This window comes from uncultured Algoriphagus sp., assembly GCF_963974365.1.
GTDB lineage: Bacteria > Bacteroidota > Bacteroidia > Cytophagales > Cyclobacteriaceae > Algoriphagus.
This window is the reverse complement of the sequence record NZ_CAXBBX010000007.1, coordinates 36,631-57,157: the sequence shown is the minus strand read 5'-3', so window position 1 is coordinate 57,157 and position 20,527 is coordinate 36,631. Positions and strand designations below refer to the sequence as shown.

Annotated in this window: 16 protein-coding genes; 6 read left to right on the top strand and 10 right to left on the bottom strand. The window is 36.7% G+C overall.

Annotated elements, in window-relative coordinates; all coding sequences use genetic code 11:
• Positions 1-23: 23 nt before the first annotated feature.
• The 6 genes from AACZ87_RS10755 to AACZ87_RS10730 all read right to left on the bottom strand — a co-directional run bounded on the left by AACZ87_RS10755 (position 24) and on the right by AACZ87_RS10730 (position 5,856).
• A complete protein-coding gene (locus AACZ87_RS10755; protein WP_339867064.1) occupies positions 24-515 on the bottom strand; it encodes a hypothetical protein in 492 nt (163 codons plus the stop codon).
• A gap of 182 nt (positions 516-697) precedes the next feature.
• Positions 698-1,693 (bottom strand): type II TA system antitoxin MqsA family protein, encoded by a 996-nt coding sequence (locus AACZ87_RS10750; RefSeq protein WP_339867063.1) that lies wholly within the window; start codon positions 1,691-1,693, stop codon positions 698-700.
• On the bottom strand, positions 1,686-2,057 hold the full coding sequence (locus AACZ87_RS10745; RefSeq protein WP_339867061.1) for a hypothetical protein: 372 nt from the start codon (positions 2,055-2,057) through the stop codon (positions 1,686-1,688). Before AACZ87_RS10745 ends, AACZ87_RS10750 begins: the two co-directional genes overlap by 8 nt.
• Before the next feature lie 123 nt (positions 2,058-2,180).
• On the bottom strand, positions 2,181-2,618 hold the full coding sequence (locus AACZ87_RS10740; protein WP_339867060.1) for a helix-turn-helix transcriptional regulator: 438 nt from the start codon (positions 2,616-2,618) through the stop codon (positions 2,181-2,183).
• A 173-nt stretch (positions 2,619-2,791) separates the two neighbouring features.
• Positions 2,792-3,328 carry a hypothetical protein gene (locus AACZ87_RS10735; protein WP_339867059.1) on the bottom strand — a complete coding sequence of 179 codons (537 nt, stop codon included), beginning with the start codon at positions 3,326-3,328 and terminating at the stop codon, positions 2,792-2,794.
• Positions 3,329-3,345: 17 nt separating this feature from the next.
• Positions 3,346-5,856: a DUF4268 domain-containing protein gene (locus AACZ87_RS10730; protein WP_339867057.1), complete on the bottom strand. Its 2,511-nt coding sequence runs from the start codon at positions 5,854-5,856 to the stop codon at positions 3,346-3,348.
• A 241-nt stretch (positions 5,857-6,097) separates the two neighbouring features.
• Here AACZ87_RS10730 and AACZ87_RS10725 point away from each other — a divergent pair, with 241 nt between their 5' ends.
• Positions 6,098-6,430, top strand: coding sequence for a hypothetical protein (locus AACZ87_RS10725; RefSeq protein ID WP_339867055.1), 333 nt, complete (start codon positions 6,098-6,100; stop codon positions 6,428-6,430).
• Here the strand turns inward: AACZ87_RS10725 and AACZ87_RS10720 are convergent.
• Positions 6,409-7,407: a hypothetical protein gene (locus tag AACZ87_RS10720; RefSeq protein WP_339867054.1), complete on the bottom strand. Its 999-nt coding sequence runs from the start codon at positions 7,405-7,407 to the stop codon at positions 6,409-6,411. The genes AACZ87_RS10725 and AACZ87_RS10720 overlap by 22 nt on opposite strands.
• A 36-nt stretch (positions 7,408-7,443) precedes the next feature.
• Positions 7,444-11,283 carry an Eco57I restriction-modification methylase domain-containing protein gene (locus AACZ87_RS10715; RefSeq protein ID WP_339867053.1) on the bottom strand — a complete coding sequence of 1,280 codons (3,840 nt, stop codon included), beginning with the start codon at positions 11,281-11,283 and terminating at the stop codon, positions 7,444-7,446.
• A gap of 338 nt (positions 11,284-11,621) precedes the next feature.
• Here AACZ87_RS10715 and AACZ87_RS10710 point away from each other — a divergent pair, with 338 nt between their 5' ends.
• Positions 11,622-12,092: a JAB domain-containing protein gene (locus AACZ87_RS10710; protein WP_339867051.1), complete on the top strand. Its 471-nt coding sequence runs from the start codon at positions 11,622-11,624 to the stop codon at positions 12,090-12,092.
• A gap of 153 nt (positions 12,093-12,245) precedes the next feature.
• Here AACZ87_RS10710 and AACZ87_RS10705 read toward each other — a convergent pair whose 3' ends face one another.
• Positions 12,246-12,812, bottom strand: coding sequence for a hypothetical protein (locus tag AACZ87_RS10705; RefSeq protein WP_339867050.1), 567 nt, complete (start codon positions 12,810-12,812; stop codon positions 12,246-12,248).
• 305 nt (positions 12,813-13,117) lie between these two features.
• Here AACZ87_RS10705 and AACZ87_RS10700 point away from each other — a divergent pair, with 305 nt between their 5' ends.
• Together AACZ87_RS10700 and AACZ87_RS10695 are read left to right on the top strand one after the other, a co-directional pair.
• Positions 13,118-13,327 carry a hypothetical protein gene (locus AACZ87_RS10700; RefSeq protein ID WP_339867049.1) on the top strand — a complete coding sequence of 70 codons (210 nt, stop codon included), beginning with the start codon at positions 13,118-13,120 and terminating at the stop codon, positions 13,325-13,327.
• A gap of 285 nt (positions 13,328-13,612) precedes the next feature.
• Entirely contained in the window at positions 13,613-14,521 is a 909-nt protein-coding gene (locus tag AACZ87_RS10695) for a zincin-like metallopeptidase domain-containing protein (RefSeq protein WP_339867047.1), read from the top strand.
• A gap of 255 nt (positions 14,522-14,776) precedes the next feature.
• Here AACZ87_RS10695 and AACZ87_RS10690 read toward each other — a convergent pair whose 3' ends face one another.
• Positions 14,777-14,977 (bottom strand): hypothetical protein, encoded by a 201-nt coding sequence (locus AACZ87_RS10690; RefSeq protein ID WP_339867045.1) that lies wholly within the window; start codon positions 14,975-14,977, stop codon positions 14,777-14,779.
• 917 nt (positions 14,978-15,894) lie between these two features.
• On the opposite strand from AACZ87_RS10690, the gene AACZ87_RS10685 reads away from it, so the two are divergent.
• Both AACZ87_RS10685 and AACZ87_RS10680 read left to right on the top strand, forming a co-directional pair.
• Entirely contained in the window at positions 15,895-18,894 is a 3,000-nt protein-coding gene (locus AACZ87_RS10685; protein ID WP_339867044.1) for a TonB-dependent receptor, read from the top strand.
• A gap of 11 nt (positions 18,895-18,905) precedes the next feature.
• Positions 18,906-20,354, top strand: coding sequence for a RagB/SusD family nutrient uptake outer membrane protein (locus tag AACZ87_RS10680; protein ID WP_339867043.1), 1,449 nt, complete (start codon positions 18,906-18,908; stop codon positions 20,352-20,354).
• Positions 20,355-20,527 lie beyond the last annotated feature (173 nt).

Below are 20,527 nucleotides of genomic sequence, written 5' to 3'. Positions count from 1 at the left end.
AATTAATGTAATAAGTTGCATGTTTAAAATTCTCTAAATTTTGACTTTACATCTTCATTTAAATCAATCCAATACTCGATAATTATGATGGAGTTTGAAATTAAATTCAAGTTTCTACTTCCAGTTTCGATCCCACCGTAAAACTTACCTCCATGCAAAAGATTATTTCTAACTCTTCTAAGATACTCAGGAAGTACTTCTAGTGTTTCGCCATCTTCTTTTTTTTCTTCCCAGATTAGGCTTTCATTCCTTATTTGGAAGACTTTCGGTGGAGATTCAATAATGAAATTAATAGCAACTTCTAATTTTGACCCAGACTCAAGTTTGAATTTATCCTTAATTGAACTAACATATTTTTCAATACTTGCCATAACTCTAGTGCTTGTTTGCAAAAAACCACATTCTTTCAATGCATATTCAAACCTTGAATAAAGGATCAAAAAATCAGAACATAATTCAATATATGAAGGGTTTACATTTGAGATTCTTTCTTTAATTGATTCTAAGTTTGACATTGCTTTATTTTTAAAATACCCACGCAAACTATTCTTTATTCATTGTTCTTGGGCGGATTGACTTTATTTGATATTTTGTTCGAGTAAATTCATTTAAGACCATAAAGCCATTTATTTTTTTTTACTATTTGTAGACCTAAACTTGGTCATTGAAATATTGGGAACTTAATTGTATATGGATATCACAAAGCTTTCAAATCCAAGGCATATTCATATTGAATGAAAGACCTATTGACTTCATTTTCTAGCCAAGCCAGTTCTTTGTGGCTAATATCTACTATTTCACTTGCAGTGGTGTCCTTAAATTTCATTGCGACTGCTTCCAGAATATCAATTTCTGTTTTTGAAAAAAGATTTGCTTTAAAAGGTCTCTCAGCTCTACCTATTAATTGTTCCTTTCTGCCACCGTTATCTAAAGGTGTATAGAAGATATCAATCACATCAATTTCAGCTAGGTTTTCAAACAAGGTCTGGAACTTATTGGGAACAGGTCCATAAGGAATCGCTTTATACTGTGTCCCGCTCATACTTACTCCCTGATCTCTAAAACACATAAAGTCGGCATAAAATAAGAGTTTGTTCATCTTAGTTTTATAGGAAGGGACTTTATGTGCAAAATAAACCACCATCTCAGTAAGCCTTTCAAAACTTGGTTTTCTATATCCTGTAAGCTGACTCATTGGAGAATTTCCAAGCATGAAAAGTTTAAAAAAATCTGTTTTAGATTCCTCTTCAATCCTCAAATTTACCTTTTCTAGAAGTTTGGATTTTGTCTTTGCATTATCGACTTCCCAATCTGTGACTAGTTGATAGAAACTTTCAGGATCTGAAGCCAACTTCAGCAGTTTGGAATTCGCCAAACTAGGTATTTCTCCTCTTTCATACAGACCATAACTATTCGGTCCAAAGCCAAGAATCTCACTCATTTTCACCGCAGATAAACCGTATTTTTCACGAGTTTTCTTTATTTCTTCAGGAGATGGGATATGGTGTTTTGCACGATAGGCATTATAAACCAAAGAAAGATTTAATTCATCTATTTCGGTGCTTGTAAATCTTTCACCGGTATCTGCACAAAGATAAAATCGTTGTTTTACTGTAAACTCTTCCTTTCGAAAGGTCAAGGTTTGAACTTCTGTTTGGATAGCCATTGGCTTTCCTGTTATAGGGCTATTCATTTCGCAAGGGTCTGAACGGGTACTTCATCGGATGTTCTGCAATATGAAAGGAAATGCAAATGACATTAGAATTTGGAGCTCCAAGGCAGATCTTGATATATACTTCTACACCTTTGATTTCCTTACCAAATACCCACATTTCCTTACTTCCATGCCATTCTTCTGGCAGTGGTCCTTCCGAAAAATCCTCGATGCTTAATTGATCGATGAATTTTTCTCTGTCAATAGGTCTAATTTCCAGGTCAAGCATTGTTTGCTTGTTTTTAGGACGATCCATAAAAATGATTTCGAACGTCCTTCTTTTCTCCTGAAAACTTCTGAGGAATTCATTTACCTCAGCTTTGTTGTTGCTTCTATTTTGCAAATCTAATACCTTAAAGTTTATAATCAATAAAAAAATCTAATAAATTAACCTTTAAAGGTTGAGTGTGTAATTTACAAAATTCAGAACTGGGTAGTCTTACTAAACATGCTACCATAAAATAACTTAACCTTCGAGCCATTTCCTTTTGATTTCTAATAACTGGCAAAGTTTTTCGATATTTTGTTCGGATGGGCTCCTTTTTCCTTCCATCCAATAGGTGACAGCTGTAGAAGAAAATCCACATGCTTCTCCTATTTTTAAGGAATTGTAACCTCTTGTCCACATAAGCCAAATTATCCTATCACTAAAGGTTGAATGAAATTCTTCCAATAACTGGTCAGAATCTTTTAACTCATAATCACCATCACCAAACTTTAACCAGCGGTAACTCACATTTAGAGTAAATGCAAGTCTTTGAATTATTTCAAGTCTAGGAAAACTTTTATCATTACAGTAGTAGGAAATCTCTGGTTGAGTAAGGCCAACTTCATTCGCTAATCGTGTTTGGTTATAACCTGAATAAAACATTGAAAATTTTAACCTACTGGCAAATTTTTTCATGTCAAGATGCCTCTGTTGGTTTTTAATAATAGAATTTTCAGCCATCAAATAGATAATAATAAATTGGTTAGTTAATCAAATTGGTATATGCTTATGAAACATTAATTAAATTATGCAACTACTGAGGCAAAATCAGTGGGGTACATGTTATAGCTTTTTCAATGATCTTATAACTATTTGCTATTAAGGAAATCATTCCAAACAGCTTGTTTATCATTACTGTAAAAACGTGATGGAGTAGTTAAAGCTTTGAATAAAACACCTCTGTTTTCACAGTATGCTTGAATTTCAGCTACTTGTTTTTTCATATTTGGAATACCTGTAAAGGTCTTTCTCGTGAAGCAAACACGCTTCAGGTTTGGCAACTTATCTATTTCACCAATTACGTTCTGCCAGATGCTCACCTTATTGTCTATATACACATCATCGTAATTTGCTTCTTGACCTTCCCCAACTTTTATTTCTTTTATCAAATCAATCAAATCGATTTTAAATTTTTTGATGAATTGAAGTTTTCCAGTCTTAGGAGCGCCTTTTAGATCATCCTCTCCAAAGGCTGTAGGCAACAGTCTCCATAAATGATTCCTGGTTCTTCCGTAGAAAAATTCAGCGCTATTTCTTGGAGTATCAGGGTTAAATGTGCCGAGTATCAAAGTCTCTGTATCAGGACTTATTGTATGATTAGAAAATCTGTGTTTTACTATTATCATTTTAAAAGTTGTTGTTTCTATTTCAATGCCATTACATAGGGGTGAAACGCATTTTTAAATCTTGGTAGCATTTCAGTATAAAAATCGTTTCGAATACCCCATGAATATTCATCAAGAAAATCGATGCCATGTAATTCGATTTTTATTCGACACATTTTGCTATTTGGGAGCTCTTGCCATTCAATTTCTTGTCCCAGTGCTGATTCTATCTGATTTCTATTTGTATGTAGTCTTTTGAAATAGGCTTTATTCAGATCTTTTTGTGAAGAAATTATACCTAATTCAATTCTTGCACAGGACTTAGTATTTGAAAGAGTGTATTGCACACATGCAATTCCAGCTCCTTCACTTATCCAAGGATCTTTCGTTGCATTAATGTTTTCGAAAAGTTTGATTTTCTGAAGTAATGGTAAGAGTTGAAGCCAGTATTTCTTCCTGATCATTGCAGTTCCAGTTTCCCCATTATTGGTTGATCCAGTCTGGTATTTAATGATTAGCTCTTCTTCCATTTCGAAAAGCGTCAGAAGCTTTTTCAGCACGCTAAACTTAGTGTTACTGTCAATATTTGATTCGAAAAACCAACCATTATCCAATTCTCTGGCCTCTCTAAAGTCAGTTTGATTTCGGGTTATTTTCAAAATTTCCTGACCACTTACCATCACTTCTGAGTTTTTCTTGAAAAGGCTTCTCAACACATAGAAATACATCTGTGCAATGGCATCCTCTTCCACTTTATTGTTTTCAAAAATGAAATATTCTAACTTCTTAAATGTTGGTTTTTCAGCATCAAAGATATTTTGCTCTTCATCGCTTTGACCTTCAAAGACTATAACTTCAGGCAGTTTCCAGATTTTCAGAAATCGTTCATAGATGATTTCAAATCTTTCCTCCAAATGCGGAACCGTCCATTCCTCAAGTTTCTGAAGATAGGAATTAAGCCAAAGTCTGCTGTGAATATAACCTTGCTCGTTTCCATTCACATTCATGTTTTTCTTCTCCTGGAAGGTCTTATTGCTAAGCGCACCATTGTTTCCAGACAGCGTAAGATTGGCAATGGTATTCAGATACTTATCCTTGAACTCAGCAAATTGCTCTCTTGTCAGCTGTGCTTTCCATTCATCTGTTGGAGTTCTAGGGAAAATATGCTCAATGGTAATCGCCTCGTTTGAGGTATCCACATATTCCTTGTTATTGTAGTTTTCCAGCAACTCAAAGAAATAGGATCTGTTTTTTGACTGGATATTGTAAAGATCTTTGTCTTTCAAAGCCAATCTGATATCATCATTGGTTGGGAATTTTGAACTACCTCCTTTGCGCATCAGAGCTTTCTCTATGGATTCTACATAGTCTTCTGTGTCGATTTCTGAATACAAAGTCATAAAGACTTTATTGAGGGAATTCGTAGGTAAGCCCACAATAAACCTTCTCCAGGCAAAACTTTGGATCAGCTTCAGAATAGAAACAAGCTCGGGAAGCTCGATCAATCCATTTTCCAAATCTTCAAACACCTGCAGCAGGAAAGGGTAAGCTACGTTAATTTCCAGCCTATTGATATATTCAAGCTCTTTCCGAACTTGTTTATCTGCAACTGTACTCGGATTGACAAGCTTCCTGTAATGAACAGAAAGTGATTTGATGTCCTCTAATTCTTGGTAAAACCCATCCTGATTTTTGTCACGGAATAGGATTTTGAATTCTTGGTAAACCTTATTCTTGTTCGGTATTTTCTTGTTTTTAAGGGTCAGGTAATCTCTGATAAAGTCAGAAACCAAGGAGGTCTTCTTAGCCAGATCCTTTGCGTTTTCTTCTATAGGACTCCATATGGACTCAAAGATTCTGTCTTGCTCAATTGGAGGTAAGTCCATCAAAATGAAATTCCGGATCAAGTCAGACTGCGAAAGATCTAAACCAGTGGAGTTCAAACTTTCGAAAATTCGCTGTGGATCGTCTTTCCCTCTTTCCAAGGAGACTTCTACAAATATCAAACGATTCAATCCATCCAATATGATATGGAAGTTCTCTGAAGTAATCTCTCCACTGAAAAAGGTAAAGTTCTCTGTCACATTGGAATATTCAGGGAAAGATTTCTCGTTTCCATATAGAATAGCTTTAAATGCATCCCCATTTCGATCTGTTTGCTTCAGCTTTAGTTTGGATGTTTCTTTTTGCACGTATTGATTCGTCAGGAACATATCAAATACCATATTGGCATCATTGGCAATTCCATTTTCCTTTGCAAATCGGTACAAGGCTACATAAAGAATATTGATAGTAGTTAATCGCTGCTGACCGTCAATGATCACCAACTCCTTTACTTCATTACTGGAGCTATACACTCCATCATGAATAAAGACGATGCTTCCTATAAAGTGGGAGGCTCTGTTCTCTTCAGCAACTTGGATGATATCTTTCAGTAATTCTCGACATTCAGAAATAGTCCAATCGTAATTCCGCTGATAGATAGGAATCACGAACTGTACTTTGGGTGCTTGTAGAAAGTTGATTATTTGGAGTTCGGTTGCTTTCATTTATTAAAATAGCTAATACTACTTCAGATTATTTTTGCTAGAATTGAAAATCTTATCACTTAATTCTTTATAGTTTGATTTAAGCCAAATGGAAGTAAATACTTCAAGTAAAGGTTTAAAAATGATAGTCAGAAAATTGATTTGAAAAAATGTAATAAATATATAAATACAAACGGATATAGTTTTTAAATAAGTATAATTAAAATTAAGATTTTTCACTTCATCAACAAAAAGTAAGCTTGTGAAATATAATAGAGAACAAGATACTGAGATAAATGAAAAGAAAAGAGGATATAAAAGCCTCTTGATTTCTCCATTAATGGTCTTCAAATCCTCAATTGAACTGTCCTTTTTTAAAAAAACTTTAAGTGATTCATTATACACAGTTGACAGCCAGATCCCAAGAACTCCAAATAGAATTGAGGATACAACCAGAGAAATTTCGAATAATTTGCTAATAAATACAAGAGAAATAGATATTTCCAAATATATAAATGTGCTAGAAATTATTAAAGAAAAAAATAAAGGTGTCAATAATTGTTTCATAATATTTCAATTTATAGACCTGCTTTGACTAATTACTTTTTGCATTAAATCATTTCCATCAAATATATTTCCAGTTGTGAAATCAACATCAAGGTCTATTCCTTCAGATATTTTTGTATTATCCAACCAAATAGTTTTAGTGTTATCATCAAACTTAAATCCAAAATTCTCGCCATAATTTTTATACCTATCCACAAGTGAGGCAATATCTTCTTCTGAAGGTCTAACGGAAAGCTCTAGGTGCAAATTGTTTTCAAATGATTTATTATTATTATTATTGCCTGAAATAAAATTTATAAACTCTATAAATCTTGGTCCATCAAACTTCGAGTGAAGGTTAATTTTTTCATTTTTAATAATTTTATTTATATGAGAATAATTTTTTAAAATTGTCTCTATTTCAGGTTGGTTATAAATTAGCTTCAAGGAAAATTTGGAAATTAATGACAATGGTTCACTTTCTCTAGATTCTTTATAACCAACTATTTTAAGCTTTTTAGATGTGACTACAATGCTTTCTACATGTCTCGAAAAATAACAGATGAAATTCTGTGCATAGGTTTGAAATCCTCTAATACCATTAGCAAGAGTGAATTGAGGTCTAATACTAAACACTTTTTCATTCAGCTTGTCTATCAAAAAATAAGTTGCATAGCCAGGGATAAAATCATCTCCAAAATTAGACTTAATAGTTTCGATACTTGACCCTACTTTTCCAGAACCTTTGATCCCGATGACTTGATTTGAGTCAGAATCAACTTTATTCCAAGTCGTTATAAAAGAAAATCTATCTTTATTAATTATTTCATATAAGAATACTTGGTTTTGATTTTTATAGCTAGCGGCATTGAATGTACACGTGTTTTGCAATTCGATATTTTGATATGTTGATGATAAGTCTTCAATTAGACTCTTTAAATTGTATAATTTAGCGGAAGATTCTCCACGTTTATAAAATCCACAATCTTCAATATTATAGGACTCAATATTAAATTTCAATTTCATTTTGTGATCTATTTTAGGTTATGTTAATTTATTTTTTTATTGACCCTTTACTATCTTAATCTCCTCCTCACTCAATCCATACAGCTCATAAACCAATTTGTCAATTTCTTCTTCAAGGGTGGCAATTTCCGATTCTGGATTTTCTTTTTTTAGTCTTAGGATTTCACTAACAATATCATGGATTTGTTTTCTAATGATTGATTTTCCAGTTGCTATAGGGATTTGACTAAAATACTTCCAAATCAATTGAAAACCACTTTGAATGGCAGTACAATATTTACCAATTAACCACCAGCCCATTTTAGAATTTAAAATACCCAAAAGCGTCTTATCATCAGAAGGTATAAACCAAATGGAATCATTACAAAACAACCCCTCTTTATCAAAAATGAAACACGGCTTAACTTGAAATTTTTGATACATTATTTTGGGTTTTTCAAAATCGTGATAATAATCTGAAGCATAACGCTGCATTGCATACCATTCATATCGAATACCAGTTTCTACTTTATTTCTTGCACTTAATTTTTCTTTGAAACCAAGTAAATGGTCAAATACCGTTGGATACTGTTTTTGAAATTCCGTTTCGGCTTCCTTGGAAGCTCCAGAAATTGTATCATCATAGTGAAGGGGAAAATGCCAGGGTATAAAAAGTAAATATTTATTGGGAACTAATGAGTGGTAAGGTTTAATATCTCTTCCTTGCAGTAGTGGTTTTATAATTTCCTTATTTTTTGAATCATATGTAATTAATTCTTCTCTTTTAGATTCATCAATAATAAATGCTTCTGTCAGGCCTGTAACAACACCTCTCTTCGCTCCTTCACCAATGTATGCTTCCAATTTTACACATTTAGACCTTACTTTTTGTAGAAGGTTTTGGTCGTTTACATTTGATACTACCCAAGTTTCATCATTTAGAGAATTGTGATTAATAAGATTGGCAATACTCAATACATATGAAGGAAAATCGGAGATAAAGTCAGGTGAATTGATTTTTGTGGTTTTAAAAGTTTCTGATGCAACTTCTTTGCTTGCTGTTAAAATGCAAGGGTAGGTGGTTGCTTCTTCAAATATTTGGTAATCACCAAAGTCAATAATTTCAATAAGATTATGATCTAATAGAAATTTACGCGCTAGTTGTCCATAACCGGCTTGCATAAATTTGTTGGGCATAATGAAAGTGAAAACACCTTTATCTTTCATAATATCAAATCCCTTTTCAATAAAAAAAACATACACATCTGCTGTGCCAGTATAGAGAGTGAAATTTGATTTTAAATAAGGTTTGAACTCCTTTATATCCTCCTGTCTGATATATGGCGGATTTCCGATCACCACATCAAAACCAAGGTAATCACCTTCGTTATTTAGGACTTCAGGAAATTCAAATCTCCATTCAAAGGCATTTTCAAAAATCTGATTGGCTCTTATTTCCTCGATTTCTGTTTCTAGTTTATTCAGCTCAGTGCTTACTTTTTCTACTCTTGCCAGCCTGACTTTTTTATCCTTTGGGGATTCTTCGAAAAGACCTGTTTGCATTGTAAGGTTGTAGAGTTCACCACCAAGTGACGCTTTCTTCTTGATCTTAGGATCATTCTTGGCAATTTCTGAGCGGAAGTCGGATTTGATTGTATTGATCAAGCTTTCCATTTCCCGCTTTTCTTCCTTACTCTCAGCATTACGGTAGCGATCCACAGCGATTCGATACGCATCGATGCTGAATTTACTTTTCTTCAATGCTTGGCTTAGATCCTCATCCAGCGCAAAACGAGAAACTAGAGAATTCCCACACTTGATGTTGATATCAATGTTTGGCAGGGTTTCCAGCTCATCATCTGATTTGTAATAGGCACTTTTCAGCAATTCTATCCAGAGGCGAAGTCGGCAGATCTTTACGGAATTGGGATTGATATCTACCCCGAAAAGACAATTTTCGATGATGGTTTGCTTTTCGTGAAACATTGTTTCCTGAATTCGCTGGGATTCCTTGTTGGTAGGGTGATATTCGAAAAGTTCTCCATCTTCATCGGTTACGATCAGCTCATCATTCACCACTTCCACTTCATATTCCTTCAGTCGCTTGCCAGTTCTATCCTGAAGGATTTTAAGATCATTTTTTACTGCAATGATTTCATTGAGCGCTGAGACTAAGAAGTGCCCAGAACCTACTGCAGGATCACAGATTTTGATTGAATTGACTAGTTCATTTGCCTCGGTTCTGTCATCGATTTTATCGTACAGTTCATCTATGCTTTCTACTTCCCAGCCTTTTTCGTCTTTGAACTTCTGCAAGACAGCTCTTCGGATCGTTTCCCTGCACATGTACATAGTGATAAATCCCGGCGTAAAGAATGAGCCGTCTTTGTAGCCGTTGATTTTTTCGAAGATCAAACCAAGTACAGAGGCATTGATCAGCGTTTTATTGTCTTCTTGGATTTCCTCTGATCCTTCACTGGCAAAGTCGTAAGCATCCAGGAATTTGAATAGGTAATTAAGTGTAGTGAGTGGTCCAGTGAGTTTTTTCCCTTGCTCATTTTTCAAAACTGTCGATGAAATCACCGGAATGGTTTTTTCATTCTTCAGGAAATTGATCATGATCGTCTTTTGCTCCATCGTCGTAGGCTCAAAAAGCGAAGAATTCAGGTAGGGGACTTTCGCAAAAAGTGCCTTGACATCTTCATTTCTATCCTCAGTCTTCTTGGCCAGAACTTGGAAGAACAGGGAGTTCAAATCATCCCAATCATGAATGTTTTTCTTGTTGAGGAAGGCATAGGACTTGTCTCCTTTATGATAAGTGATCAATTGCGCTTCAAGCAGTTTTAGGAAAAGCACTCGATTGCTCCAGGTTATGCTGAGTTCCAGTCCGACATTAAATAGACGCTCCTGAGTTGTATCGCCATATTGACTAGGCTTATCGAGTTGGCTAAGTTTATCTAAAGAATCCAATTGGATAATCGCATCTTCTAGGATACTTCCAGAATTACGCTCGCCAGCTTTACTTCTCCCGATAAGCTTTTTTCCACCTTCTTTTGTTTCGGTAAGCCCAATAATATGAAGCAATTCACTATAAAATCGTTTGTCCAGGCTATTACTATCATTGGCAAAAGGAAGCTTCAGTAAATGCTCAGGAGAGAGAAGCTTGTATAGTGCGATCAGCTTTGCATCATCTTTTTTGTCCGAGTTACGCAAAGGTTTGTCGTAAGATCGGATGTCGAAATAAGTGAAGTCAATCTGTGCTTTGACCTTCTCTATTTCCGGTTCGGCAATGTGTTTATAGAAAAAATCAGTTTTGACCTCGGATAATCTACCAGCTTCAAAGTCTTCAAATTGCTTGACCAATCCTTTGTTCTGTGCAAAATGTCTGTCAAAAGTCTGCGAATCGAAAATAAACCACTCATTGATATTGGTGACGATCAAGTGTTTTACTTCCAGGTTCTTGTGAGTGATTCGCTCACGTAGGTAATATAAGACCAGTTCCTGAAATGCTTTGTAATTAATATTTGTAGAACTAAGCATTTGCTCACTATCGCTTCTGTTTTTATTGGTGTTCGCGAATGCCTTCGGCATTTCGGATTTATTGGTCGGCTTTTTGGCTTCTATGATCACCCCCACGGTGGACTTTGCCTTGTCTCCATTATGGATGACTAGGTCATTTCGTCCTTTGGTATTGATGTAATGATTGGGGTCGTAGTAGGTCTTTTTTAGAAAATCAATGACCAGATTCTTATGAAACTCCTCAGATTCTACCTCATTGCTATGATCAATCAGCTTGGTGAGATTAGATTTAAAAGCCTCTATTTCATTACGATTAGGCTTTACTTTAAGGAATGCTTTGTTGAGTGCTTGCTTGGGCTTTAGAAAATTGTCAGACATTCAGGTATCATCTTGCTTAAAAAACTAACTACAAGATGCATTTTTTTTGACTAAAAAAGCAATTCAGCAAAAAGGAAAGTACAATAGGCGAAAAATATTACTACTTGGAAAAGTGCGTTTCAAGGCCAAGTTTTTTAGACAGAATATTCCTAATGACCTAGTGTTTTATGCACATAGAATTCCTCGCCAAGTTAGTCCTTTGGGCTCTGGGCGACCGTAAGCTTCCGGCATAAAGCCGCTTGCTGCGCTGCGCTTTTTATTCCTTTTCCTTTCGGTCTTTGTCGCCCACGGCCTGATGAAGCTTCATAATTCATTGTTCCACAAAAACGAAAAACATTATGGAGACTCAAGAAAGAAAAATTGATTTGTTTGAAGTAGCTGAGATTAAGCTGAGCTACAGTGCTAAAGTGAAAAACTCCCTTCGTCCTAAGGTGAGTTCTTCCAGACAGGTCTATGAAGTATTTGCACATGCCTGGGAAGATGATAAAATTGAGTTTGTAGAGGATTTTAAAGTAATGCTACTGTCCAGAGCAAACCGAGTTTTAGGTATTGTAACCATTAGCTCCGGAGGAACAGCAGGAACCGTAGTAGATGTAAAACTAGTCTATGCTGCAGCTATTAAAGCCAATGCAAGTTCTGTGATTCTAGCACACAATCATCCCTCTGGAAATCTACAACCATCAGAACAGGACAAAAGATTAACTCAGCGAGTAAAAGAAGCTGGAAGAATCTTAGATATTCCTGTACTGGATCATGTAATAATGACCGCGGAAGGATATTATTCCTTTGCAGATGAGGGAGAGCTATAGGGCTCTCTTTTTAAAGATTGTCCAGCTGGGGAATTCATGTCTTAAGAAATAAATTCCTAATCTGTTGGTATTTAGATAGATGTAGATATGGTTTTTAAAAACGTATTTGTTTAAAAGTGTTTTTATATAAAACTGTAAAGGTCTTTGTGATTATTAATTTAACTGGCTTGGATCAATGGGCTTTTCCTGACCTGAGGCTAGATAGTTTTTAAGAATTTTTTCCATTTCCTTCCTCGGTTTGGTAATGTTGGTGTATTTGGAGACACCATCGAGACTGAAGATACTGTCGTTTAGGTAGGTGTTGATTTGAGCGAAGCTATGATAGAAGTCTCCGTCCAGATGGCACTCAACCGTGTACAAAATCTGATTCATGTGCCCTGATGCACTACGATCCCCATCAGTGGGGAGGAAACTAATCTCGTCCAAGAGCCAGTTGACTTGCTCTTGGGTTGTATTGATTCCATCGACTGTTAGCTGTAGATGAAGATCTTGGTTGATTCTCTCACGAATGTGTGGCAGATCTTTGCTAGTGATGTTTTCCAGTATCAGACAGTAGTGGGTTTTGGGGTTGTATAGCAACCAGTTTTTTCTTCGGCTGACATAAAATACCGTAGCATTCCATTTTCCCAAGATCGATGTATTCTCATCACCAATGGAAGGGGTGACATACTTTTTGATCAGTTTTTCCAGCTTTTTGCTGACATGGATAGGAGTGGACATAGCTTTGAATTTGGAGTGTAAAGGTGAGGATTTTCCAAATTATAATTGTTTTGTAGGGGCTTCCATTCGGTCAGGCTATCCGCTCTCAATCTTTCATCTATGAACATAAGGCTTTCGCTGAGAAAGGATTTCCACTTCTATCCTTAAGCCTATTCCCCGTTTCGCTCACTTCCTCTCTTTAGTTTCATTCGCGCCATTTTTTAAATGACTTCTTTTTCCTTCTCATTTCGGCAGAGAGCTTTCACTCTCCACGGCTACCACTTCACTTCACTTAGCCTTTACTCATTTCCCGTCAAGCCTAGGGTATGGGATGGACTTTCCGTGAAGCTGTAGCCCGAGCCTCTTTTAGGGGGCAAGCCGTTTCCGCTTTTCTTTCCTTCCGTCAGGGAGCGTTTTTCTTTCGAATGGGTTGCCTAATCCGTTCCGGGGTTTTTACTGGCGTTAAGATCGCCCAACCAAGCAAAGGTGAAAACCAGAACCTGGGATCGTCAAAAATTCACTTCGCCCTGATGTGAAAAAGACGGTTTCCTACGGACTGCCTCCGACTTTTTCATTCAGGTTTTTGCCTTACCCAGAACCAAGTTTTCTATAGACGCTTGTCGGTCGGAACCTCAACACCAGTGGATAAAAAAAATGTCACTTCTCAGTCAAATATCCCCACTCTCCCAGAAAAACAATGCTCTCCTGACTATCAGGAAAAGCTCAGTAGTTGTCGGGTCGAGTTTCCTAACATCCTTGGATATAAGTGTGGATGCTTTAGCTAGGACAAATTCCTTTTTATCACTTAAAAATCTATAAAAATGAAAGCTTGGGAAAATTTCAACAAACTAGCGGAGTCCGTAACCAATGAAATCATTGAAGGTATCCAAAATGAAAACCTCACTTGGGAGCAGGTCTGGAACCCTAAAAATGCCCCAAAAAACTATGCTTCAAATCGGCCTTATACAGGGTTTAATGCGCTATGGCTTGCATGGGTGACAAGCTCGAAGAAATTTAGTACTCCTTATTTCCTGACCTTCAAACAGGCCAAACAATTGGGTGGAAATGTGAAGAAGGATGAAAAAGGCACAAAGGTTGTATTCTGGAAGATCTCCAAATTTGTCAAGGGAAAGACGAAAAACGAAGAAGGCGAGAACGAGGATATTTTTGGTAGAAAATTTACTCCCTTCATCTGGACGGTTTTCAACATCGATCAAATAGAAGGAATCGATTTTTCAATAGAAAGCACCGAGGAGGAGAGAGTTTTTTCGCCAATTGAAACCTGCGAGGCTATTATATCAGGGTACAGCGATTGCCCTAATATCGTTTACCAAGGTGATGAAGCTTATTACAGCCCGGTCAATGATTATATCAATATGCCCGAGAAAGAAGCATTTCAAGGAGACGAGCAATTTTATTCTGTGCTTTTTCATGAAATGATCCACTCGACAGGAAATGCAAGCAGATTGGGAAGATTTTCTGAAAGACCGGCTTTGGTTGGTTTTGGAACCGCCGAATATTCAAAAGAAGAGCTAGTAGCCGAGATGGGAGCCAGTTTTCTGAATGCTTTTGCAGGAATTAAAGATGTCAATTTCAAAAACTCTATGGCGTATCTCAAGGGATGGCTTAAGCCTCTAAAGGATGATCCCAAAATGTTGATCTATGCAGCCCAAAAGGCACACCAAGCAGCCATTTATATACTTGGGATTGAATCAGGCGGGGAGGAGTAATCCCCTTTTTTTATTGAATGGTGGTTTATTGTAACTTAGCTTTTGCTTGATTCAAATCGTTGAACCTGATATTATGTTACAGCCACTGTTGATTGTCACCTTATTTCTTGGGACTGGATTTTTACTTTCCCTTGTCCAAACCGCGCACATGAAAAAGCCCTTTCTTTCCAGAATGGGCTTTACGGTGGTTAGTGTTGGTTCTTTATGCTTTTTTCTGTTGGGATCTTTCGCATCCCTGAAATTCCTTTTTGGATTCTAGAGCTTATCTAGGATTTCCCTGATTAGCCTTTCCTTATCCAGTTCCTTTTTTCTTTTTGACCTTATGCTCAGAATATAAATGATCCATATTCCCCAAGCCACAGCAAAAAGAGGAAAAGGATTTTCGGCCCCCAACGCACCAATCATGGCAATAAAGCTAATGATTAGGGTTCCTAGAAATTTGATTGTTGACCACATAATCATGTGCTTTAGATTAATCTACTTTATGATTCGTTATCAATATTAATGAATACAAAAGTGTGAATGCGTAAAGATGTATTTATATAAATCAATTATATGACTGAAAAGCTGCTCGGTAATAGTCAGCTAAGAATCTACCAATAATCTAAATTTATTAAATAAAACAGCGCTTATTCAATGCTGTAAACTCTGATGGGTTTATTCGGCAGCGCGCAAAATTTCCTTCATATAGCCCAAGAAGTTCGGTTTCCACCAATTCGATGAATTTAGCTTGATCTTTTCGGTTTGATAAGATTGATAGGTTTCTGGTGCCTATTACCTTCAAAAAAGTCTTGAATATTACAACCACTAATCCTTTTGGAAACTATCCAAATTAAATGATGTGCTTCGTGCATTTAAAAATTAAGCTTACTTACCCCTTTCTCTCCTTTGAGTATAACCTTTATGATTACCAGCATTCTTGATAGGATGGCAGTATCGAATTAATAATGCTCAAATCCTTCATGGCATACCCATGGAAAAACCAGATTGAATTAACTAAAAAGTTTCACGTTATTGCTTATTAGAAGTTCCGGAATTTTTCGGTACAGGCGATCTGGTTGATTGGTAGGAATTGTTCCCAACTTTTTTAATTCCTTCCTATTCCAATATCGGAATAATCTTTTCAGAAGGGCCGTTTCAATTAGTCATAGCTAGGGAACCTAACCTCTATAGGAAATTGATCCTATTATTTACTTAATCAAGAAATGCTTTCAAGTTAACTGTATTTGTTACGATTATACCTCGGATGCTGCGCGCAATCGTTTGAATTATTTTTTAAAACATTTGCATTGGATTACAATTTTTTATTATAATTACATATTATAAAATCCAATTTTATAATATAAAATTAACAAAAACCTAAATTCTTGCCCATGAATATCAATCTACAATTAGTTGGCTGCCTACTACTTTTTTTAGGCATGAGCCATTTCTCTCTTGCGCAAGAAGCGCAGGTTCGAGGAAAAGTAACAGAGGAGGGGATGGCACTTCCCGGAGTCAGCATCCTGGTTAAAGGTACTACCCAAGGGACAACATCTGATATTGATGGTGAATACAAGCTGAATGTTGCACCAAGTAGCATATTGGTATTTTCCTTTATTGGTTATGCAACTCAGGAGGTGAATGTAGGAGACAGGTCAGAAATAAATGTGGTTATGATACCTGATTTCACAACCTTGGACGATGTAGTGGTGGTCGGTTATGGAACAGTCAAAAAGAGCGATTTAACTGGATCCGTGAGTTCAGTTAAAAATGAAGAAATCAATGCATTTCCGGCAGCTAATGTTATGCAGGCTTTATCTGGACGTGCATCTGGAGTTCAAGTAAAACAAAATACTGGAGCGCCTGGAGCGCCAGTTAGTGTGCGAATACGTGGTACCAATTCAATTCAAGGAAGTAATGAGCCGCTATATGTCATCGATGGTTTCCCATATACAGGAAGTAACCCGACTATAGTAAGTAATAATGACATTGAGAGCATGGAAATCCTTAAGGATGCATCAGCTACTGCGATATATGGATCTAGAGGAGCAAATGGTGTAATTATCATCACTACAAAAAGGGGGAAGGCTGGCAAGACAACGGTGGATTTTGAAACAAGTTATGGGGTCCAAACAATACGTAAAAAACTTGATTTGATGAATGCTGAAGAGTATATGCAATTCTACAATGAACAAGCAGTCAATGATAATTTAGCGCCATATTTCTCGCAACAGGAAATTGATAATGCAGGAGAAGGATATGATTGGCAAGATCTTGTGTTTACAAATGCACCGATTAAAAACACTAATTTTTCCGTGAATGGTGGTTCTGATAAGACACAATTTTCTGTATCTGGGACTGTATTTGATCAAGAGGGAATTATCAAAGGCAGTAGCTATAAGAAATATTCAATTCGTGCATATTTTTCACAGAATATCAATAAAATGTTGTCATTGGACTACGGGGCAACATTAACCAAAAATTCAATTGAAACCAGAAATTCTTCAGGAGGAAATAGAGGTGGATCAATGATTGGAGGTGCCATATCCGCGCCACCAACGCTAACACCTTACAATGATGATGGCAGCTATACGGTATTGGCCACTGCTTATCCATTTATTTCAAATGTGCTTATCAATCCCTTAAATCAAATCAATGAACAGACCAGTGAATCAGAAGCAAATATAGTTTTGGCAAATGCGGCTTTGAATTTTATGCCAATAGAAGGCTTGACATTGAGAATTTATGGAGGGGTGGAAAATAACGATAGCAGGTCAAATAATTACACTACTTTGAACTATATCAATTCTCAAGGAAGTGCAAGTGTTTCCTCTAGTAGAAATTTGAGTTTGTTAAGTGAGAATACCCTGACTTATTCAAAAGTATTTGCAGATCGACATTCATTAACTGCGCTTATTGGAGCTACCTATCAAGATTTTTCATCTGAATTTCTAAATGGTTCTGGAACTGGATTTCTAAGTGATATTACAGAATCCTACGACCTTGGATCAGCTGAAAACCCTGGAATACCTGGGACAGGTTATTCATATTCAGTACTAATCTCCTATTTGGCTAGAGTGAATTATTCTTTGGATAATAAATACCTTTTCACAGCAAGTATGCGTACGGATGGTTCCTCTAAATACTCTGATGGTAATAAATGGGGGTATTTTCCCTCAGCTGCTTTTGCCTGGAAAGTAAAGGAGGAAAATTTTCTTAAAGATGTAAGTGCAATTTCGGAACTGAAGTTTAGAACTAGTTTTGGTTACACAGGGAGTCAGGCAATTGGAGCTTATGCTACACTTAACCAGTTGAATTCTGGAAAAACAGTTTTCGGGGATGCTTTGTACAACACCTTTGCCCCCGGCACGACTCTTCCTGGGAACCTAAGGTGGGAAACTACCCAACAGGCTGATGTTGGTTTTGATATTGGCTTTATGCAAAATCGCCTTATTTTGACAGTTGACGCTTATATTAAGAATACCAAGGATCTTTTGAATACTGTTCAGTTACCATCCTCTTTGGGATTTGTCCGGACCATTCAAAATGTCGGAGAAATACAGAATAAAGGACTAGAGTTAACAGCTGACGCATTAATTTTTGATAGCGATTTCAAATGGAATGTCAACGCGAACATCAGTTTCAACAGGACCAATGTTGTAAAATTGTATGGAGGACAGGATATCCTAGGAGGAAGCGTAAATGTGACGTTTATCAACGATAATACAAGCCTTTTGCGTGAAGGTGAACAGATGAGCGTATTCTTTGGCTATATGAATGATGGGTATGATGAAAATGGAAAGGAAATTTACAAAGATCTATCTGGTGCAGAAGGAGTTCCTGATGGTCTTATCAACCAATTTGATAAAGCAATTATAGGCAATCCAAACCCTGACTTTTATTATGGTATTAACTCAGTGATGAGTTATAAAAATTTCGATTTAAGTCTATTTATTCAGGGATCTCAAGGAAATGATATTGTTAATGTCAGTGCGATAGGCAATACACTTGACTATGGATTTGGGCTAAATATGCTCAAGGAGGTATATGATGATCATTGGACTCCTGAAAATGCGGATGCAAAATATCCGGTCATAACAAGAAATCTCAATATGCGATACTCTGATCGTTTGGTCGAGGACGGTTCTTTTGTAAGACTCCGGAATATTCAATTAGCCTATAACCTACCAGTTCAGAATTTAGGAATTGACTGGTTGCGAAATCTGCAGATTTACGGAAGTGGTCAGAATTTATTGACTTTAACCAAATACTCTTGGTGGGACCCTGAGGTTAATTCCCAAGGCGGTTCAAATGCAATCGGCCAAGGTATCGACCATTATTCGTACCCAACAGCAAAGTCTATCACCTTCGGAATTAAAGTAGGCCTTTAAAATCAGCAATCATGAAAAAGTTACTAAGTATATTTTGCATTGTTTCCCTGCTTTTTAGTTGTCAGGAAGCATTAGAAGAAAACCCGAAATCTTTGGCAGTAGAAACTTTCTACAATACCAATGCTGAAGTAGAGGCAGCTTTGGCTGCCATTTATGACCCCTTACGAAGCGATAATGCTTTTGGAGCGTTATATATTGCTCAATTGGAAGCTTATACCGATTATAGCTTCGGACGTGGGAGCTATGGAATTTTAACCACATTCCAGGGACTCGATGGGAATAATGAAGGCCGAACCCAATCGATGTGGAACCAATTTTATCTGGCTATTCGTAATGCAAATATTGTTATACTGAATGTGCCGGATGGAGCTAATCTTAGCGAGGAAGACAAACTAAAGTATATCGCTGAAGCTAAGTTTTTAAGAGCATTTGTTTATTTCACGATGGTAAAAAATTGGGGTGGAGTACCCGTTCGTACTGAAGCGAACATGACTGAAATCGAAATTCCAAGAAATACCGCCGAAGAAGTATATGAGCTTATTTTTGAAGACTTGGCTTTTGCAGAAGCTAATCTTCCAGGTGTCGCCCCCCTTCCGGGTAAACCTTCTTTATGGGCTGCTAAAACTGTTTTGGCCGATGTTCATTTTTATCGACAGGAATATCAACAGGCAAGGGATAAGTCCTTGGAAGTGATTTCTTCTGAGAACTATTCCTTGGTTCCTGTTACTGTTGCGGAGGATTTTGAAAAAATCTACGGTCCTACGGTGGTAACTTCTTCAGAGGAAATCTTCTATCTTAAATTCTCTAGATTAAGCGGAAGTGAGGGGTGGTTTTTTGTTCAGTTTATTCATCATCCTGGATCAGGGTTATTTGGTGGTGGAGGATATTACGCACACTACAGTGATGTGGTTGCCAATTCAACACTCGCTTCCATGGATCGTGATGATCTAAGATTTCAGTTGTGGTATCCTTGGAATATTGGGCTCGGAGCTAATTCTGTGCTTTCTAAAAAATTCAGTGACCCAGATGCAGCTGGGGGCGGTAGAACTGCGGGCAATGACTATCCTTTTTATCGATATGCTGATGTTTTGTTGATGTACGCTGAGGCAGATGCTCGAGCATCTGGATCCATTTCCTCTGATGCGATGGAAAAATTGAATATGGTGCACAGAAGAGCTTATGGGTATGATCCAAATATGGCATCTGAAGTTGATTTTGAACTAGCCGATTATTCAGCGGCCATGTTTTATGAACTGGTAATTAAGGAAAGAGGGTATGAAACCCAGATGGAAGGCAAAAGATGGCTGGACTTGAAGCGAACCGGACAGGTAAAAGAAAGGATAAAAGCAGCGACAGGTAAGGATGTAGCTGAGAAGCATTTGTTATGGCCCATTCCAAATTCTGAGTTGAATTTTAATTCTTTGATAGATCCAGCAACGGATCAAAACCCAGGCTATTAATAAGTTTGCAAGTTAGAATTATTGGTAGAGGAGAGGCTTCAAAAATAGCCCTCCTCTTAACCAATGCCTAAAAATTAAATATTGACTCCCTTAAAGCTTTTCAGTTTCTAATGTATATACCTAAAATATTGACTAAGCGATGCAATTTCCTTTGTGCTCTATTAATTCTTTTG

Excerpts from the sequence above, each read along its gene's own strand:
- AACZ87_RS10750 (WP_339867063.1), bottom strand. The coding sequence starts at position 1,693 with ATGAATAGCCCTATAACAGGAAAGCCAATGGCTATCCAAACAGAAGTT.
- AACZ87_RS10685 (WP_339867044.1), top strand. The coding sequence starts at position 15,895 with ATGAATATCAATCTACAATTAGTTGGCTGCCTACTACTTTTTTTAGGC.
- AACZ87_RS10680 (WP_339867043.1), top strand. The coding sequence starts at position 18,906 with ATGAAAAAGTTACTAAGTATATTTTGCATTGTTTCCCTGCTTTTTAGT.
- AACZ87_RS10755 (WP_339867064.1), bottom strand. The coding sequence starts at position 515 with ATGTCAAACTTAGAATCAATTAAAGAAAGAATCTCAAATGTAAACCCT.
- AACZ87_RS10710 (WP_339867051.1), top strand. The coding sequence starts at position 11,622 with ATGGAGACTCAAGAAAGAAAAATTGATTTGTTTGAAGTAGCTGAGATT.
- AACZ87_RS10690 (WP_339867045.1), bottom strand. The coding sequence starts at position 14,977 with ATGTGGTCAACAATCAAATTTCTAGGAACCCTAATCATTAGCTTTATT.
- AACZ87_RS10695 (WP_339867047.1), top strand. The coding sequence starts at position 13,613 with ATGAAAGCTTGGGAAAATTTCAACAAACTAGCGGAGTCCGTAACCAAT.
- AACZ87_RS10730 (WP_339867057.1), bottom strand. The coding sequence starts at position 5,856 with ATGAAAGCAACCGAACTCCAAATAATCAACTTTCTACAAGCACCCAAA.
- AACZ87_RS10735 (WP_339867059.1), bottom strand. The coding sequence starts at position 3,328 with ATGATAATAGTAAAACACAGATTTTCTAATCATACAATAAGTCCTGAT.
- AACZ87_RS10740 (WP_339867060.1), bottom strand. The coding sequence starts at position 2,618 with ATGAAAAAATTTGCCAGTAGGTTAAAATTTTCAATGTTTTATTCAGGT.
- AACZ87_RS10715 (WP_339867053.1), bottom strand. The coding sequence starts at position 11,283 with ATGTCTGACAATTTTCTAAAGCCCAAGCAAGCACTCAACAAAGCATTC.
- AACZ87_RS10705 (WP_339867050.1), bottom strand. The coding sequence starts at position 12,812 with ATGTCCACTCCTATCCATGTCAGCAAAAAGCTGGAAAAACTGATCAAA.
- AACZ87_RS10700 (WP_339867049.1), top strand. The coding sequence starts at position 13,118 with ATGGGATGGACTTTCCGTGAAGCTGTAGCCCGAGCCTCTTTTAGGGGG.
- AACZ87_RS10720 (WP_339867054.1), bottom strand. The coding sequence starts at position 7,407 with ATGAAATTGAAATTTAATATTGAGTCCTATAATATTGAAGATTGTGGA.